At 68.9% G+C, this 14,499-nt stretch carries 27 protein-coding genes and 1 pseudogene; 1 reads left to right on the plus strand and 27 read right to left on the minus strand.

Going from position 1 to position 14,499, the window contains the following annotated elements; translation table 11 throughout:
* Positions 1-46: 46 nt before the first annotated feature.
* The 26 genes and pseudogenes from DDP54_RS18730 to DDP54_RS15790 form a co-directional block, all read right to left on the minus strand.
* Positions 47-265 (minus strand): annotated as a pseudogene (locus DDP54_RS18730) (glutaredoxin family protein); the annotation flags it as partial.
* Positions 262-951, minus strand: coding sequence for a hypothetical protein (locus DDP54_RS15680; RefSeq protein WP_109132946.1), 690 nt, complete (start codon positions 949-951; stop codon positions 262-264). The pseudogene DDP54_RS18730 and the gene DDP54_RS15680, both read right to left, overlap by 4 nt.
* A 2-nt stretch (positions 952-953) precedes the next feature.
* Positions 954-1,679, minus strand: a complete 726-nt coding sequence (locus tag DDP54_RS15685) for a ribonuclease H-like domain-containing protein (protein ID WP_158274547.1) — start codon at positions 1,677-1,679, stop codon at positions 954-956.
* A 20-nt stretch (positions 1,680-1,699) separates the two neighbouring features.
* Positions 1,700-2,128 (minus strand): HNH endonuclease signature motif containing protein, encoded by a 429-nt coding sequence (locus DDP54_RS15690; protein ID WP_109132948.1) that lies wholly within the window; start codon positions 2,126-2,128, stop codon positions 1,700-1,702.
* The gene (locus tag DDP54_RS15695; protein WP_109132949.1) at positions 2,128-2,802 is read right to left on the minus strand and encodes a hypothetical protein; all 675 of its coding nucleotides are present in this window, start codon (positions 2,800-2,802) and stop codon (positions 2,128-2,130) included. Before DDP54_RS15695 ends, DDP54_RS15690 begins: the two co-directional genes overlap by 1 nt.
* On the minus strand, positions 2,799-3,317 hold the full coding sequence (locus DDP54_RS15700) for an HNH endonuclease signature motif containing protein (protein ID WP_109132950.1): 519 nt from the start codon (positions 3,315-3,317) through the stop codon (positions 2,799-2,801). Before DDP54_RS15700 ends, DDP54_RS15695 begins: the two co-directional genes overlap by 4 nt.
* Positions 3,298-3,681 (minus strand): CHC2 zinc finger domain-containing protein, encoded by a 384-nt coding sequence (locus DDP54_RS15705; protein ID WP_109132951.1) that lies wholly within the window; start codon positions 3,679-3,681, stop codon positions 3,298-3,300. The genes DDP54_RS15700 and DDP54_RS15705 overlap by 20 nt, the downstream gene beginning before the upstream one ends.
* Positions 3,678-3,983 (minus strand): WhiB family transcriptional regulator, encoded by a 306-nt coding sequence (locus DDP54_RS15710; protein WP_109132952.1) that lies wholly within the window; start codon positions 3,981-3,983, stop codon positions 3,678-3,680. The genes DDP54_RS15705 and DDP54_RS15710 overlap by 4 nt, the downstream gene beginning before the upstream one ends.
* Positions 3,980-4,450 (minus strand): hypothetical protein, encoded by a 471-nt coding sequence (locus DDP54_RS15715; RefSeq protein ID WP_109132953.1) that lies wholly within the window; start codon positions 4,448-4,450, stop codon positions 3,980-3,982. The genes DDP54_RS15710 and DDP54_RS15715 overlap by 4 nt, the downstream gene beginning before the upstream one ends.
* Positions 4,450-4,920, minus strand: coding sequence for an HNH endonuclease (locus DDP54_RS15720; RefSeq protein ID WP_109132954.1), 471 nt, complete (start codon positions 4,918-4,920; stop codon positions 4,450-4,452). The genes DDP54_RS15715 and DDP54_RS15720 overlap by 1 nt, the downstream gene beginning before the upstream one ends.
* Complete coding sequence (locus DDP54_RS15725; protein WP_109132955.1) at positions 4,917-5,129, minus strand: hypothetical protein; 213 nt, start codon at positions 5,127-5,129, stop codon at positions 4,917-4,919. Before DDP54_RS15725 ends, DDP54_RS15720 begins: the two co-directional genes overlap by 4 nt.
* A gap of 97 nt (positions 5,130-5,226) precedes the next feature.
* Positions 5,227-5,466 carry a hypothetical protein gene (locus DDP54_RS15730; RefSeq protein WP_109132956.1) on the minus strand — a complete coding sequence of 80 codons (240 nt, stop codon included), beginning with the start codon at positions 5,464-5,466 and terminating at the stop codon, positions 5,227-5,229.
* Complete coding sequence (locus DDP54_RS15735; RefSeq protein WP_109132957.1) at positions 5,463-6,032, minus strand: hypothetical protein; 570 nt, start codon at positions 6,030-6,032, stop codon at positions 5,463-5,465. Before DDP54_RS15735 ends, DDP54_RS15730 begins: the two co-directional genes overlap by 4 nt.
* On the minus strand, positions 6,029-7,066 hold the full coding sequence (locus tag DDP54_RS15740; RefSeq protein WP_242448525.1) for a dATP/dGTP diphosphohydrolase domain-containing protein: 1,038 nt from the start codon (positions 7,064-7,066) through the stop codon (positions 6,029-6,031). The genes DDP54_RS15735 and DDP54_RS15740 overlap by 4 nt, the downstream gene beginning before the upstream one ends.
* Positions 7,054-7,200 carry a hypothetical protein gene (locus tag DDP54_RS18265; protein WP_158274548.1) on the minus strand — a complete coding sequence of 49 codons (147 nt, stop codon included), beginning with the start codon at positions 7,198-7,200 and terminating at the stop codon, positions 7,054-7,056. Before DDP54_RS18265 ends, DDP54_RS15740 begins: the two co-directional genes overlap by 13 nt.
* Positions 7,197-7,895, minus strand: a complete 699-nt coding sequence (locus DDP54_RS15745) for an AAA family ATPase (RefSeq protein WP_109132958.1) — start codon at positions 7,893-7,895, stop codon at positions 7,197-7,199. Before DDP54_RS15745 ends, DDP54_RS18265 begins: the two co-directional genes overlap by 4 nt.
* 4 nt (positions 7,896-7,899) lie before the next feature.
* Positions 7,900-8,427, minus strand: coding sequence for an exonuclease domain-containing protein (locus tag DDP54_RS15750; protein ID WP_109132959.1), 528 nt, complete (start codon positions 8,425-8,427; stop codon positions 7,900-7,902).
* Positions 8,424-8,876 carry a hypothetical protein gene (locus DDP54_RS18270; RefSeq protein WP_109132960.1) on the minus strand — a complete coding sequence of 151 codons (453 nt, stop codon included), beginning with the start codon at positions 8,874-8,876 and terminating at the stop codon, positions 8,424-8,426. Before DDP54_RS18270 ends, DDP54_RS15750 begins: the two co-directional genes overlap by 4 nt.
* Positions 8,873-9,529 (minus strand): hypothetical protein, encoded by a 657-nt coding sequence (locus DDP54_RS15760; RefSeq protein ID WP_109132961.1) that lies wholly within the window; start codon positions 9,527-9,529, stop codon positions 8,873-8,875. Before DDP54_RS15760 ends, DDP54_RS18270 begins: the two co-directional genes overlap by 4 nt.
* Complete coding sequence (locus DDP54_RS15765) at positions 9,526-9,888, minus strand: hypothetical protein (RefSeq protein WP_146192457.1); 363 nt, start codon at positions 9,886-9,888, stop codon at positions 9,526-9,528. The genes DDP54_RS15760 and DDP54_RS15765 overlap by 4 nt, the downstream gene beginning before the upstream one ends.
* 10 nt (positions 9,889-9,898) lie before the next feature.
* Positions 9,899-10,162, minus strand: a complete 264-nt coding sequence (locus DDP54_RS15770; RefSeq protein ID WP_146192458.1) for a hypothetical protein — start codon at positions 10,160-10,162, stop codon at positions 9,899-9,901.
* 190 nt (positions 10,163-10,352) lie between these two features.
* Entirely contained in the window at positions 10,353-10,523 is a 171-nt protein-coding gene (locus DDP54_RS18275) for a hypothetical protein (protein ID WP_158274549.1), read from the minus strand.
* Positions 10,520-11,020 carry a hypothetical protein gene (locus DDP54_RS15775; RefSeq protein WP_158274550.1) on the minus strand — a complete coding sequence of 167 codons (501 nt, stop codon included), beginning with the start codon at positions 11,018-11,020 and terminating at the stop codon, positions 10,520-10,522. Before DDP54_RS15775 ends, DDP54_RS18275 begins: the two co-directional genes overlap by 4 nt.
* The gene (locus DDP54_RS18735) at positions 10,984-11,292 is read right to left on the minus strand and encodes a hypothetical protein (protein WP_242448526.1); all 309 of its coding nucleotides are present in this window, start codon (positions 11,290-11,292) and stop codon (positions 10,984-10,986) included. Before DDP54_RS18735 ends, DDP54_RS15775 begins: the two co-directional genes overlap by 37 nt.
* Before the next feature lie 574 nt (positions 11,293-11,866).
* The gene (locus DDP54_RS15785; protein ID WP_146192459.1) at positions 11,867-12,154 is read right to left on the minus strand and encodes a hypothetical protein; all 288 of its coding nucleotides are present in this window, start codon (positions 12,152-12,154) and stop codon (positions 11,867-11,869) included.
* 408 nt (positions 12,155-12,562) lie between these two features.
* Entirely contained in the window at positions 12,563-13,003 is a 441-nt protein-coding gene (locus tag DDP54_RS15790; protein ID WP_109132967.1) for a hypothetical protein, read from the minus strand.
* Positions 13,004-13,179: 176 nt separating this feature from the next.
* On the opposite strand from DDP54_RS15790, the gene DDP54_RS15795 reads away from it, so the two are divergent.
* Complete coding sequence (locus tag DDP54_RS15795; RefSeq protein WP_109132968.1) at positions 13,180-13,584, plus strand: hotdog fold thioesterase; 405 nt, start codon at positions 13,180-13,182, stop codon at positions 13,582-13,584.
* On the opposite strand, the gene DDP54_RS15800 is transcribed toward DDP54_RS15795, so the two are convergent.
* Positions 13,497-14,207, minus strand: a complete 711-nt coding sequence (locus DDP54_RS15800; RefSeq protein ID WP_109132969.1) for a GNAT family N-acetyltransferase — start codon at positions 14,205-14,207, stop codon at positions 13,497-13,499. The genes DDP54_RS15795 and DDP54_RS15800 overlap by 88 nt on opposite strands.
* Positions 14,208-14,499 lie beyond the last annotated feature (292 nt).

The raw sequence follows: 14,499 nt of genomic DNA on the forward strand, positions 1-14,499 counted from the left end.
CCACCCGGTACTTCCCGTGCAGCTTCCCGCGGCCGGCCGCCGTGCCGGCCAGCTCCTTGATCGCGTCAGGTCGGAACCCCGACCAGGACACGTCGCCCACCTCCACGACGGGCGTCTCGAGGTACCCCATGGCACGCAGGCGGTCCGCCGCCGCGTGGTCCTGCCGGATGTCCACCACGTCGAACGGGACGCCCAGCTTGGTCATCATCCGCATGGTTGCCGTGCAGCGGGTGCAGCCCGGCTGGCTGTACACGACGACGTTCACTCCCCACCCCAATCGCTCGAGGTACGCGCCATCGCGGACGCGTTCGACTCCACCCGCCGGGTGCCCACATACTTCGGCTCCCCCAGGTCGTCCGGGATCCCGTTCAGGGCGTCCACCAGGGACGCCACCGCCTCCCGGCCAATGTCGTTGGCCGCCGTCTTCGACATGCCCAACGCGACCGCAGCCTCACGCCACCCCGCGCCCCCGGCGTGCCCGTAGTAGGCGAACAGGACCCGGCGCTGCGACAACGGCAAGTCGTCCACCGCCCGGCGCACGTCCGCCACCATCGCCTCCCAGTTGCCGGACACGGCAGGGTCCGCCACCGACCGGGTGCGCGCCTCCACCGCCGGCGGCCGGTAGTCTCCGTCCCACACAGCCGGCAGCACCAGCTCCACCACCCCGGCGTTGTACTGGTACTGGTCGCCTGACACGTCGCCCTGCACCACGGCCCGCTCATGCTTCGCCAGCTTGGTGAGGTGCCGGATCAGATCAGACACGGCACCAGCCCGGTACAGGGTGCCGTCCTCCAACCGGTAGTGCTCCAAGCGGGCCCGGTTGCTCAGCGCCCACTCCCACCCGTCCTGCCGCATGTCGTCCACCGTGGTCACCGACCCGTACCGGCGGGCCACCGCCGACGCGGCACGGTCCACGATCGCGCCCACCTCAACCAGCCAGGTGTCGTCCACTGCTACCTCACCTCCACCAGGGACACACCGGCCAGGCGGTGCGTCGACCTGGACCACGCGCCACAGCCAGGCTCCGTGCACTGGTACCGCTGGAACTTGCCCTGCGTGGTGTATGCGAACCCGCGGCGGTGCAGGCTGGTGGAACCGCACACCCGGCACCGGTCCTCCGTGCCGTCGTCGTACAGGTTGACGTTGGGAAGCGACGTCATCCACGGCAGCATCTCGTTGTAGACGGGCATCATCACGTCCACGTCCTGCAGGTTGTACTTGCGCATGAGTCGCCACGCCTTCGGGTCGCCGGCCATGCACCGCACCCACAACCCGAACCCGCCCGTCGACTCCTTGCCGCCTGCCGGGATCAGCCGGGTGGACACGTACTCGAGCTTGTGGCTGGGCAGGTAGAACCGCTTCGACTGCTGGTACAGGTCCACCGACCGGTACGGGGACGGCGGCCGCAGGCCCGCCTGCAGGATCTCCGTGCGCGCCCACGGTTCGTCGAAGCTCTTGCCGTTGAAATGCACCACCACGTCCGCCTCATCCAGGACGCGGTGCAGTTCGTTGACCATCGCCAGGTGCCCGTTGTGAAACTCCGAGTAGAACTCGGTGCGCTTCTTGTCCAGGAACCGGGCGGCGAAGCACAGCATGCGCGGCGGTTCGATCACCTGTTCGGGCCGGATGTACTGCTTGAAAAACCCGAACGTGTACACGACCGCCGGGGCGGTCTCCACGTCCAAAAAGAGAACCCGCATCAGCGGTACGTCCTTCCCTGAACGATCTGATAGATCGCGTTCACGTCGACACCGAAGTCGCGCGACAGCGCGACGACCCCGTTGTCCTTGTCCCGCCTCGGGTTGTAGCGCTGCCGGATCTCGGCGGCCTGCTGGTCGGTCAACTTTCGGCGCAGCGGCTGCACCCGGGCGCTGCGCCCCTTGGCTGCACGGTCCTTGTTGTTCATGTCACGGGTGCCGCCCACCAGGTGACGGATGTTGACGCATCGCGGGTTGTCGCACGTGTGCATGACGGCCTCGGGCCAGTAGCCGTAGAACATGTAGAACACGACGCGGTGCGCCCCTCGGCGCACGGTCCCCAACTCGGTGAGGATGTACGCGGTCCCGTACCCCTCGGTGTTTCCGACCTGGCCATGGTCGATGCAGTCGTCGATGAACAGGACCCTCATCACGCCGCCCTCATCTCGTCGTGCACACCAAGCGCCAGCGACACCAGCTCCGGGCCGTGGCCGGACAGGAACGAGTCGGTGACGTCGCCCTTCTCCCCCACCCCGGGCGGCACGTAGCTCACCAACGGCAGGTCGTATCTGCGGATCTCCTTCTCGAGCACCAGCCCCGGGTCGTCGTTGTCCCGGAACAGGACCAGCCGCGGGAACCCTTCGAGCAGCCGCCAGTAGTGCGCCTTCCACGCCGTGTTGCCGGGCACGCCGATGGCGTGCAGGCCCAGCTGCTCGAGGATCACGGCGTCCAGCTCGCCCTCCGTGATGCACAGCACCTCGTCCGCTTCGTCGATCGCCCGGGCGTTAAACATGCGGGTCGGCTGGGACGGCTGGTCGTACTTCTTGCCTTCCTCGTCCGGCAGGCGCCGGAACTTGATGCCCACCACGTGCGGGCGGTCGCCGCCGCAGATGTTGGGGATGGCCACCATGCCCATGAACCGCTCAAAACCCGGGACCGGTTCGGTGACGAACCCCAGCTGGAACCGCTCGGCGGTATCGCGGGAGATACCCCTTCCCGCCAGGTACTCCACCGCCGGCGCGCTCCCCGGAAGGGCCGCCTGGAAGGTCCGGGTCGCCGTCTCCAACGATTTCTGCGACTCGACGTCGAGCGGCTTGCTCGTCATGCCGACACCCAGGTCTTGTGGCGGACGATCTTGTAGACGCACGGGGCGCTCACGCCGAAGAGCTCCGCGAGCTGCTTGTACGTCCAGACGCCTTTCGCGTACTCCGCGCGCATCCACCGGACGTCTTCGGCTGTCAACCGGACGTTCGGGTTGCGCTCACCCACCTGATCCGTGCCGTGTCCCGTGCGGTGCGACTGGTTCTCCGCCGCCGTACCCCACACCAGGTTGCTCAGCCGGTTGTCGGAGCGGTCACCGTTCAGGTGGCACGCCTCCCAGTCGTCGTCGGGCGGCGGGCCCGCGAAGGCGAACAGGACAAGCCGGTGCACCCGCCAGTACGTCCTCTGCCCGGCAACCGAGAGGACGACCGAGCGATAGCCGTCGTATGTGGGCGCGGTCGCCAACCGCCGCACCTGCGTGTCATCGACGCTCACGATCAGGCCCCAGTCGCTGACCCAGTGCGTCTCGTCGGACGGCACGGGGCGCCAGTGGGGGTCGCTAGCGAACTGTGCGCGCATGGGTTCCCCCTCCCGAACGTCGGTAGCGGGGCAGATAGCCGGGGCCGCTAATCGCGGCACCGGCGGGCGTCGTAGCGGCGGTCTCCCCTGTGATCGCGGCGACACGCTGCTGGGCCTCGCGGAAGTCACAGCTCTCCTTCAACATCACCAGGTCCCACACGTCTCCGTGGGCCGGGCACGCATGGCAGGTGAAGTAGCAGTCGTCCAGGTTGACCGTGCAGGACGGCCTGGACTCGTCGTGGATAGGGCAGAGGATCGGCTGCCAGCCGGCGTGGTTGGGCACGTAGTGCACGCCGTACAGGTCCAGGACGGGCCCGATGGGCGGCTTGGCACCGTCCCTGTGTCGCAGTGCGTCGCGCCTCATCGTGACGCTACAACACGTTCCAGAAGAAACGGGCCCTGGTTGTACCGCGCCCGGGGGCCGAACCCGCCGCGCACGCCCTGCCGTTCGTCGCGGGGCACGCCCTCCTCCTCGTTCAGGGCGGAGGCCAGGCACTCGTACTGGACGGGGCACGACTCGCAGAACACCCGGGCCCGGTCGTAGTGAGCCTTGAGCGCCGACGACGACATGTTGTCCGGCGTGTCGAACGGCTCCGGTCCGATCGACCGGCACACGGCCAGCTCGCGCCAGTCGGCGCCCGTCGACATGTCCACCTGCACGCTCACGCGCCCACCTCCGTGCCGTACCCGGCGCGACGCAGCATCATCACGGCGTCGGCCAGGTGCATCCGGATGGGTGCGTCGGACAGCCAGGTGGGCAGGCGGTTGGACTTGCCTCGGCCCATCACCAGCTCAACCACCGTGCCGATCGTCATGTGCGCCCACCACAGCCCGGCGAAGCGGGCACCGATCGCCTTCCGCTTGGTCACCAGGATCCCCACGTCCGCCCCGGCGTTGACCCGCTCCGTCTCCGTCTCCCCCAGCAGCCACGCGGCGACCTGCCCGTCGGACGCCTGCTCCGCAGCGTGCCCGCCCTTGCACTCCCAGCAGACTCCGATGCACCCGATGATGTCGCCCTTGTCGCGCACGCCGGCCTGGTTGCGCAGCTCCGCACCGGGGAACCCGTTGGCCCTCAGATACCGAATGGTGTCGCTCGTGAAACGAGTGCCCACGTCCTTGCTGCGGTTGGTCATCAGGCCACATCCTTCCGGTAGGCGTGAGCGACCAAGGTTGACACGTAACCCTGCGTCACCCCGAACCGCGCCGCTACAACACGTTGCAGTTCGCCACCCGCCACGGCGCGCCGGATCTCTCGAACCTCGTCGTCGGTGAGGCGCGTCTGCGGCAGGCGCGCGCCTGTGGCTTGCCGTCCCCGATCGGTCATGTCGCGCATGTTGTCGGCGTGCAACCCCAGCTCGAGGTGGTCAGGGTTGCAGCACGGGCGGTTATCGCACTTGTGGCGCACGAACATGCCTTCGGGGATCGGCCCGTTGACCGACTCCCAGGCTGCCCTGTGGGCGGTCATCTGGTGCCCGTTCCAGTTGAGCTTGCCGTACCCGGTGGAGATGCGACCGGCCTGCCACACGAGGCACCCGTTGGCGTCGGGCCGCACGTTGGCGGCCAGCTTGTCCGCCAGGCCGATGTCCTTCGGACGGTTGGTCACGCCGCGGCCTCCTTCGGTCCGATGACACCCAGCTGTGTCAGCGCGGTGAGCAGCGCCCGGCGGGAGATGACCGCGTTCGGGTTGTGCGTGGCGCCGTACTTCTTCACGTTCACCAGCACGGTCACGTCGTCGTCACCGTCCACGCCGATCAGCACCCCACCCGCGTACCCGTTGAAGATGTCCGGGATTTCCGCGTACTGGCCGCTCACCAGTCGCCCTCGTCGTCGTCGCCGGACCATCCCCACAGGAGGCCGAACGTGAGGATGAGGATGAACACCATGCCGCCCACGAACACGGTCAGGTCGCTCACGACGCACCTCCCAGAGGGTTGGGGACGATCAGCTTGAAGTCGTCGTCGTGCTCGCATGGCCGGGTCAGCCAGCACCGCGGGCACACCGGGCCGTCCGGCCGGGTGGCCGGCGGGTCGTTCGCGTGGTCGTCGTGCACCAGCTCGTCGTCCTGGAACCGCACCAGGTCGCCGGGCAGGATCCGCCGGTCACACTCAGCGCACAGGCCCGCGAACCGGGCCTCGAACGGGGCGCTCACGGCTGCACCTCATCCGCGACGGTCACGCCGAGGGCGGGGTACTTCCTGGCGAGCGCACGAGCCGCATGCAGGTATCGGCGCTCGTTCAGCGGGGCATTGTCGTCCAACCACTCGCTCAGGAATCGGCCGACCTCGACATCGGTCACCGCCTCCCGCGTGACCCGCAGACCAGCGGCGGGGATGTCCAGTGCGGACGGGTCGTGGTGATGGTAGTGGTGCCAGGCACACCCGGCCTCGAACGCCTTCTCCACGAGCTCGTCTTTCGAATCGAACATCCAGTCCTCTGGCACGCCCGTCAGATACTGCGGCTCCTGCTCGCAGTCGCCGCAGATGGCTGTTGGCACCCCGTTGTCCTCTGTGCCGACCTCGACGTGCTGATCGACTCGCCCGCAGTATGAGCAGCGATCTACACCGCTCGCTCCCGCGGGGACGTCTGGGCGGGATGCCTGCCATGCCAGGACGGCGTTGACGATCTGCGGCACGTCGTGAACCTCGTCGAGAGGCTCCTCCCACGCGTCGGTCACATCGCGGATCACTCGCGCCAGTTCGATCCGGTCGGCGGTCACGCTGCACCGTCCTGTCGGTCGTCGAACTGGGCCACCAGCTCGGGGTGGGACAGGAACTCGGCCAGCGTGAAGCACTGCCAGGCCGCCGAGATGACGTGCAGGCTGCCCGTCTCCGGGTCCACGTCCTCACCACCCCAGAACGCGGTCAGGTGCCGCAGCGCGGCGTCGTAGGACAGCGAGAACTCATAGCCGTTGCGCCAGTTGTCCTTGCCGTTCACCCGCGCGTACTTCTGCGCGCCGCGCCCGTAGTGCTTGGCCAGCAAGTTCAGCGGTCCGGTCGGGATCAGGCTGAACTGGGCCGGCTTCTTGCCCTTCTGCCCACCCGTGCTCGAGGTGACCCGCACTTCGTCAGAGACGACGTACTCGCCGTCCAGGTCGACCCCGAACTCTGCGGCCACGTCCTCGAGCCTGTGCAGCTCACCGCTGTACGCTGCAACACCAGGATCAAGCACGGCGTGCCGCATGGACGGCAACTCCTCCGGGGTCAGGTAGTGGACCCGCTGCGGCGGTCGCATGAACCGGTCTTCGTCCGCCGCCTGCCGCAGCGCGTCCGCCGCAGTCGCCAGTGTGCGGCCATCCTCGAACTCGAAGACGAACCCGACCCGCAGCCCCAGTGCGGCAGCCAGGGCCATCTCCGCTTGCGCGCCGGCCGAGTTCTCCCACCCGGACAGCACGCAGATGGCGTCGGCGTGCTGCGCGATCCACGACAGGTCGTCGTTGAGTGCGTCCCGCAGGTTGAACCGGTTCTCGCCGTCGTTCAGGTCCTCGAACCCGGTCATGCCTTCACCGGTGAACCCGTGGGCGATGTCCCGCTCCGCCGGGTTGAACACCGCGAACCCGGCCGCCCGCAGGCGGGCCGTGGCGTCGTTGAACGCCGGGAAGTTGAACCCGGGGATGCCCCGCATGGGGCCGGCCACGTACACGTGCATCTTCGTCGTCTCGTCCTCCACGAACACGGGCGCCAGTTGCTCCGGCGTCGGCTCGTGAATCACCTCGATGCGACTGCCCCGCTGCTGACCACTCACGACTGCCACCACTTCTCCTCGGGCGCCGGCGCCGCCGGCGTGGACCCTGGAACCCACTTCTCGAACCGGCTGTGCGCCGGGTCGGCCCGCAACCGGAGGAAAATCTGCGCGGACGCCGACTGCTTGCCGTTGCGGTGCTTCACCACCGACACCTTGAACTCGCCGGACTCCCCAACGCCACCGACAGGATCACCTCCGGCGTCTGCGCGGCCTTCCCCAAGATGAACTTGCGGGCAGGCGGGTCGTCCGGGTGCCCGGCCGCCTCCGACATGTGGTGCAGCACGAACACGGCCGCGCCCGTCTCACGGGCGATCGTCTTCGCCTCCAACAGGACCGCCTTGTAGATGGCCGTCTCGTTGTCGCCGTCCCCCAACACGTCCATCAGGTTGTCGATGACGATCACCTGCGGGAACGAGTCGGTCAGCTCCACCCACGCTTCGATCTCCTCGTAGATGGTGTCCAACGTCGGGTTCGGGTCGAAGCAGAACCGGATCTTGCTGGACTCCAACGCCGCCGCGTAGTACGCGTCCCCGGCACCCGCCAAGCCTTCCGACACCTCCGACACGGCGTCGCCGGTGCGGATGGCGGCCAGCCGGGTGACCGCCGTGTGCGGCGCCATGTCCGCGGAGTGGTACAGGGCGGGGATGTTCATCTGGTCGACCCACCACAACGCCAGCCCCGACTTCCCGGCGCCAGGCTGGCCGGCGATCAGGCACACCTGCCCCCGGCGGGGCCGGCACCGGAAGTAGCCTCGGTAGAGGTCTTCCAGTCCCGGCACCTCGGGCAGGGGCCGCCCGGTCTCGACGGCCCGGCCCAGCGAACGACTGGCGGTCAGCACGTGCTCAGGACCCCATCACCGCGTTGTAGACGGCCCGCGTGGTCAGCACGTCGCCCATGGCGGTGTGCTCAGCCGGGTGTTCGATACCCAGCTCGTCGGCCACGCGGGACAGCCCGTCCACGTCCTCACCGGTCGCCCCGGCGTACAAGGTTTCGACGCACCGCGTGTGGTAGTTCCACCGCGGGGTGAACCCGTACTGGCGGAGCAGCCGTTCCAGACGCCGCATGTCGAAGTCGACGACGGCGCCGACCGGGCGCATCTTGGCGCCCGTCCGGTCGTCGGGCCGGGTGATGTCGTCGATGAGTGCGGCCGCCAGCACGGCCGGTAGTGCCTCGTCCGGGTTGTACCGGGCGTCGTGGTCGACCCGGAACTTCTCGGGCAGGTGCGCCACCTTGGTGACGTCGTGCTCGAGCTGGAACTGGATCTGCGTCTCCTGACCGTCCGAGTCGCGCCGGATGGCCGCGAACTCCCAGATGTGGTCGTCCTCGTCCAGGCCGGTCGTCTCGGTGTCCAGGAACACCAGGGCGCTCACAGGGTCACCGTGACCTTGCCGGAGCGGAGGATCGCACGCGCGATCACGTCCGGGTCCTGGACGTCGATCAGCCTGGCCAGCGCCTTCACCTGCGCCTCGTCGACCGGCGGGTGGACCTTCCGGTGCTCGGCCAGGGCGATCAGCGCGCGGGCGTCCGCCATCAGCGAGTCGTACGTGTCGGAGTCCCACAGCAGGAAGGAACGCGTCGCGCCCCTCGTCCCATCACCGCTCGACACCGGAGGCAGGTCGGCCTTGTCGATGACGATGGCGTCGTCCGGCACCAGCCGCACACCCAGTTCCGACTGCACGGCGTCCAGGAGCCCGGTGCGGTTGAACGACCCGCAGATGGTTGTCCGCTCACCCCGGAGGGAGACGCCCACCGTGCGGCCGTTCTCGTCCGTGAGGGTCAAGGGCGTCCGCAGGAACGAGGACTTGATGACGGTGCTCATCGCTTGTTCAGCCACTGGTCAGGGGCCAGCTGGGACGGGTCCACCGGCGGGTTGCCCTGCTTCTTCCACAGCGGGCACGCCTTGTGGGCCGGGTCCAGCCACATCGTGTAGGTGCCGCTGTTGTCCCGCTTCATGCGGGTGGCCTTCACCATGGGCCCACGCGCGCACATGGGTGCGGCCGGGTCGTTGTACACGAACGTGTTCCCGTACCGGTCCGTCTCCGTGAACGGAGCGCCCGGCTGCTGCTGCGGGACGGGGGCCGGCTGGTAGCCGCCGGCCGCCTGCGCCTGGTACCCGGGCTGCGGCTGCGTCGCGCCCCACCCGTTGTTGTTCACGTCCGGGCCGGGCACGATCTGCGGGGGCGCCTGCGGGTACGCGGCCTGCTGGACCTGCGGCTGCGAGATCGGGGGCTGCGGGTACGCGGGATCCGGGACCACCACGGTGGCGGTCGGCCGCAGGCCCTGGTCGGCGGCGTACACGCCGTGCATCTCCCGGGCGATCTGCGCCACCTTCGCCAGGATCCCCGTGGAGGCCAGCGCGTCCAGACGCTGCAGCATGTCGTGCGGAGTCTCGGCCCGCACCACCAGCAGCGGCGCGTCGAACCCGCCGTCACCCTTGAACGATGCCGTCAGCACGGCCTGCTCGTCGCTCACTTGCTCTCCTCGCTTGTTGCGTACACGATCACCCGCGGCGCTACAACAGCCACGCCGTCGAGAAGGCCGTCCGGGTCGGTGGCGAACGGGAACGCCACCGTCACCGTGCCGAACGGTTCACCGGGGGTGACCTCCGCGACCACCCCTTCCACCAGCACGGTGTCGCCGCGCTTCACGTCGCCCTCCGCCGCGTGGGCCTGACCGATCAAGGCCAGGGCGATGCCGACGGACAGCGTGATCAGCTGGTCGGTGGCTCCGCCGTCACGAACCGGCGGCACCCAGCGGGTTTCCCCGTCGGGCAGGTCGATCAGCCTGTTCCCCCACTCGTGCCTGATGAGGCCCGCGATCTTGTCGGACATGCTGTCCATGTCAGTTCCCCTCTGCTGCCCGCTGGCGGGCGGGCGAGCGGCGGTTGCGCCGCTGCTCCGAGTAGGTTGCCCACCGGCAGTTGCCGGGGGCGTACGGACCGTCGTTGTCGATCCGGTCCAAGGTGAGCCCGAGCGGCCGAGGGCCCATGTCCTCCACGAACGCCCAGAAGTCCTGGTCCCAGCGGTCGCACACGGTGATGCCGCGGCCGCCGTAGTTGGCGTAGGCCGAATTAGTGGGCGACTTGCACCGCCGACGCATGGTCAACCACGTCTGGTAGAGCGGGTGCAGGGTGTGGCCATCCCTGTAGGCGGGCGCATCGACCCCTCGGTGAGGCGTCTCCGCCCAGCGCGTCCGCATCGCGCACGACCGACTGCAGAACCGCCTCCGACGGCTGGGGCGGTCCACGGTGAACGTGCGACCGCAGTCCCCACATACGCGGCAAGGGCTGGTCACGTCACGCCCCGACGTTCTCGAAGAACCGGCCGGTGGCCGGGTTGATGGTGATGTGGCACTTCTTGCACCGCACCCACCCGACCGGGCACTTCGTCTTGCAGTGCGGCTCCGCGCACTCGGACAGGATCGTGTGGCACGACGGGCAGGAGAACAGTCGCCGGTGCGCGTTCACCGCGGCACCCCTGCGCTGTCCGCTGCAACACCAGGTTCGGCCGCGGGGCGGCGGACCATCACGTAGTAGCCGGTGCCGTAGTAGCCGCTTCCGTCGTCGCCTTCGAACGTGGCCAGGTTGATCCGCTTGTCGCCGGCCAGCACAAAGATGCGGTAGGCGGTGAAGTAGTCGGCGCCGTCGCCCACCTCGAACTCGACGGCCGTGATGATGTTGTCCACGTCGTTCAGCTCGGTCAGGTCGTAGTCGCCCCCGCCGCATGAACACCCGCCCTCGTTGCCCACCAGGCGGAGCAGTGTGCCGTCGTCGAGCAGCAGGTGATCCTCCGCCACCTTCGACACGGAGTGCCCGAGCAGCAGCGCCTCGATCGCCGCCTCCGCGCCGTGGTCGTAGGCGACATCGAAGTCGCCCGAACTGCTGTACGGGTTGGTTGCGTCGATCCGCCCGCTGTACGCTACAACACTCATGCCGCTGACGTCCCTTCCTGGTTGCCCTGCCACTGCTCCCAGGGGCGGGGGATCTCGTCGGCCCGGGCACCCGACTGCACGTAGCAGAACTCGCTCACCGAGCAGTACGAGCAAATCTGCCCCGGGTTGGGCAGGTACAGGCCGGTGTCCCGGGAGAACCGGAACGTCTCGTACTCCCACTCCAACCGCTCGTGCGTGAACGGGGCCATCGGGAACACCTCAGTGGTGGACCCGGTGCGGGCCATCCAGAACGTGCCCCACGCGACAGGCTCACCGAACGCCTGCTCGAGCCCCACCTTGTACACGCCCAGCTGATCGGGGCGGACGGGTCGGCACCCGACTTCAAGTCGACCACCACCAGCGCGTCGTCCGCCCGCCGGCGGAACACCCGGTCGACGAACGCCTTGATGGTGGTGCCGGACACCTGAATGTCCAGCTCGATCTCCACCGCCGGCCGCAGCTCACCCTCAGCGTCGGGGAACTCGGCCAGGTCCCACGGCACGGTGCGCACAAAGTCGCGCCACCGCTGCACCATGACGGGGCCGTGGTGCAGCCACCACGCCTTGTTCTCCTTGTCGGGCCACGCGTTCGACTTGCGGCCGGATGCCCGGAACTCCGACTCGGGGAGCCCTGACTTCTCGACGGCTTCGTCGATGCCCAGCTGCAGCGCCTCCGCAAAGGTGAGCACCTTCACGTCCGCGCCGTGCGCGGCCAGGTCTTCCAGTTCGGTCACCTTGTGCACGGCGGACCCGCCGATCAGGTTCCAGGCTGGGTTCTCCGGGACGCGGAACATCTTGGTGAGCCGGTACGCCTCACCGCAGCGGGTGAAGCTGCTGCGCTGCGAGTAGGACAGGCCGCGGGGCGGCCGGCCGACGAACGTCACTTGATCACCCGGTAGAACATCACCGCGTCCAGGTCCACCGGGTCCGGCTCGTCGCCGTCGTCGTCGTACTCGGCGTACGCGAACGCGGAGTTGAACGACCTCCATCCGTCGGCGTGAGCGGCACGGATCGCCTCGTCAGCGATCGACGTGACCGCCTCACCGAGCTGCACGTCCAGCTCCCACTGCTCCGGGGTGAACACCAGCACCCCGACCTGCACTTGTTCATCAGGCATTGTCGACGGGAAGACGCCCACCGGGACCGGGGTGATTGTCATGCTGGTCATCGCTTGCACCTCCGAAACGGCTTCTCCTGGGTACATGTTACAGCGTACCACGCCGCGGTGCCGCACCTGCGACACATCGGCGTGTCGTCCCCGACGCTGATGTACGTGGGGCCGCGGTGGCGCGGTGGGATCGTGCAAAAGGCCGGTACACCTGGTCTAGTCCCGGCGCGTACCGCTGTCAACTGGGCCGTTCGGGTGATCGCTGTGCCTCGGCTGTGAGGGTCCAGGGCGAACCGGACGAACCGGACGGGGCGCGCTCTCGCGCGCGTCACATCGCTAGTAACAAAGCAATGGCGAGCGCTTGATGCGCTCGCCTATTGTCATGATTGCTTGGTACAAACAGTGTACCCAGGCTCCATGAACGGTCTGCCCTTCGGGCGCCTCACCGGCGTGTCGGGCGTGTCGCGGTCAGGCGTCCACGTCCACCGGGTTGCGGGTGATGTCCCGGTACATCCTGTGATCGCCCGGGCGACGGGGAACCGTCCACCAGCCCTCGATCGTGTCTGGGTCGTAGTGGAACACGGCGTCGGCAGCGTCCAGCTTCTCGAGCACGGCGTCCAGTCGACGCTTCGCGCCCGCCGGCAGAACCTCCCCCGCCTCCTGCCGCGTCCACCACTGGATCGCGCGCACGGGCAGCATCTGCCGGTGCTCCGGGGCGATCCGCCACGGGTACCCGGTGCGGGCTCGGGATGGCGTGTCGACACCGTTGCGTCGGGCCCAGGCGGAGATGGCTTGCGGCGTCACCGTGATGTAGTCCTCGCGGGCCAGGGCCTCCACGATCTCCTTGTGGGTGTGGCCGGCGCGAAGCATCTGGCGGACCTTGAAGTCCGGGATCAGCTTCTTGGGCATCCTTCTCTCCTCCTCCCGAGCGCGGTGCCCGCCCCAGGGCACTGGTTCTGTTGTCGCCATGATACTTGATGTGCGTTGCGCGCGTCCAGTCACAGCGCTACACCACGTAGATCGTAGGTCCAGCGGCATGGAACCCCGCTAGACTGCAGGTGGCGGTCCGCACCAAACTACTGGCCATGACCGACGACGGCTCCGCACAGCAGGTTCCCGGCACGCTCCTGGCCCGGATGGGCATCGAGGTGCTCGAGGTCAGCGCCGAGCGCGCGGTGGCCACGATGCCGGTCGAGGGCAACACCCAGCCGCACGGGCTGCTGCACGGCGGGGCCTCCGCGGTCCTCGCGGAGACGCTGGGCTCGCTCGCCGCCACCGCTCACGCCGGGCCCGGGCGCATCGCGGTCGGGATCGAGCTCAACATCACGCACCATCGCTCGGCGCGCGCCGGCATCGTCACGGGGGTCGCGACGGCCGCGCACCGGGGTGGGTCGCTCGCGTCCTACGAGATCGTCGTCGAGGACTCCGAGGCGCGACGGCTCGCGACCGCGCGGCTGACCTGCATGCTGATCGCCGCCCCCCGCACCTGATCCGCGCTCGACCCGCGGACCATCCGGACGTCCGCGGGGTCCAGCTGGCTCGCGGCGCGGACCTGCCGACGGCGTGCGATGAGGTCCTCGATCGCGCGTCCCCCGCGTCGGGCGCCGAGGCCGGAGGCCGCCTCACCCGCGAGCCGACGCTGAAGCGATGCGGTGCTGACGACCCGGTGCGTCGCGGCGGGTGCGAATCCCATGCGGGCGAAGAACCGCAGCATCCCGCGGGCACCGGGCAGCGGCGACGCGTACACGTCGGTCGCACCGCCCTCCTCCGCGACGTCCACGGCACCCGCCAGGAGCGCGTGCCCGACGCCGCGACGCCGGTCGTCCCGCGCCACGTAGACGGCCTCGACCGCGAGGCTCACGAGGTCGCTGAAGACGCTGGGCCCGACGAGGCGCGCGAGCAGCAGGCCGGCGGGCGCGCTGTCGACCGTCGCGACGAGGACGACGCCGCCGGGTGCGGCGAGCAGGGCACCGATCTGGTGCCGCAGGCTCTCGCTGTCGTTCGAGCAAAGCTGGGCCCCGACGGTGGACTCGGCGCGCGCCTCGAGACACAGCCGGACCAGCGAGGTGAGGTCGTCCGGCTCGGCCGCACGCACCTGAACGCTTGAACGCACGTCGGACCTCCTTCGTCGTGGAATGCCCGGCAGAACGGGCTCACCCGTCCGCCGCGTGGCCGCAGTCCCCCGCCTCCGACGCCCGTCGCATCATGGCAAACTCCGACCCCCCGTGCCTAGTCCACAAACCGGGTCAAGATCCGACACGGCCGCGTCACCGCCCGAAACGCCGACGACACATACGGCTCCTACTGTCCGTGAGACCCGCCGAGACGCGCTGTGATCTGCCACAGCGAACGATCGGCCACCGAACGGAGGTCCCCCGTGCGTGGTGCGTCAGCGCTGGGCCGAG

The sequence above is a fragment of the Cellulomonas sp. WB94 genome (assembly GCF_003115775.1).
In the GTDB taxonomy this organism is placed as follows: Bacteria; Actinomycetota; Actinomycetes; order Actinomycetales; family Cellulomonadaceae; genus Cellulomonas_A.

Coding starts and splice junctions, on each gene's coding strand:
- DDP54_RS15690 (WP_109132948.1), bottom strand. CDS start 2,128: ATGAGGGTCCTGTTCATCGACGACTGCATCGACCATGGCCAGGTCGGA.
- DDP54_RS15695 (WP_109132949.1), bottom strand. CDS start 2,802: ATGACGAGCAAGCCGCTCGACGTCGAGTCGCAGAAATCGTTGGAGACG.
- DDP54_RS15700 (WP_109132950.1), bottom strand. CDS start 3,317: ATGCGCGCACAGTTCGCTAGCGACCCCCACTGGCGCCCCGTGCCGTCC.
- DDP54_RS15705 (WP_109132951.1), bottom strand. CDS start 3,681: ATGAGGCGCGACGCACTGCGACACAGGGACGGTGCCAAGCCGCCCATC.
- DDP54_RS15715 (WP_109132953.1), bottom strand. CDS start 4,450: ATGACCAACCGCAGCAAGGACGTGGGCACTCGTTTCACGAGCGACACC.
- DDP54_RS18270 (WP_109132960.1), bottom strand. CDS start 8,876: ATGAGCACCGTCATCAAGTCCTCGTTCCTGCGGACGCCCTTGACCCTC.
- DDP54_RS15765 (WP_146192457.1), bottom strand. CDS start 9,888: ATGTCCGACAAGATCGCGGGCCTCATCAGGCACGAGTGGGGGAACAGG.
- DDP54_RS15785 (WP_146192459.1), bottom strand. CDS start 12,154: ATGACCAGCATGACAATCACCCCGGTCCCGGTGGGCGTCTTCCCGTCG.
- DDP54_RS15790 (WP_109132967.1), bottom strand. CDS start 13,003: ATGCCCAAGAAGCTGATCCCGGACTTCAAGGTCCGCCAGATGCTTCGC.
- DDP54_RS15795 (WP_109132968.1), top strand. CDS start 13,180: ATGACCGACGACGGCTCCGCACAGCAGGTTCCCGGCACGCTCCTGGCC.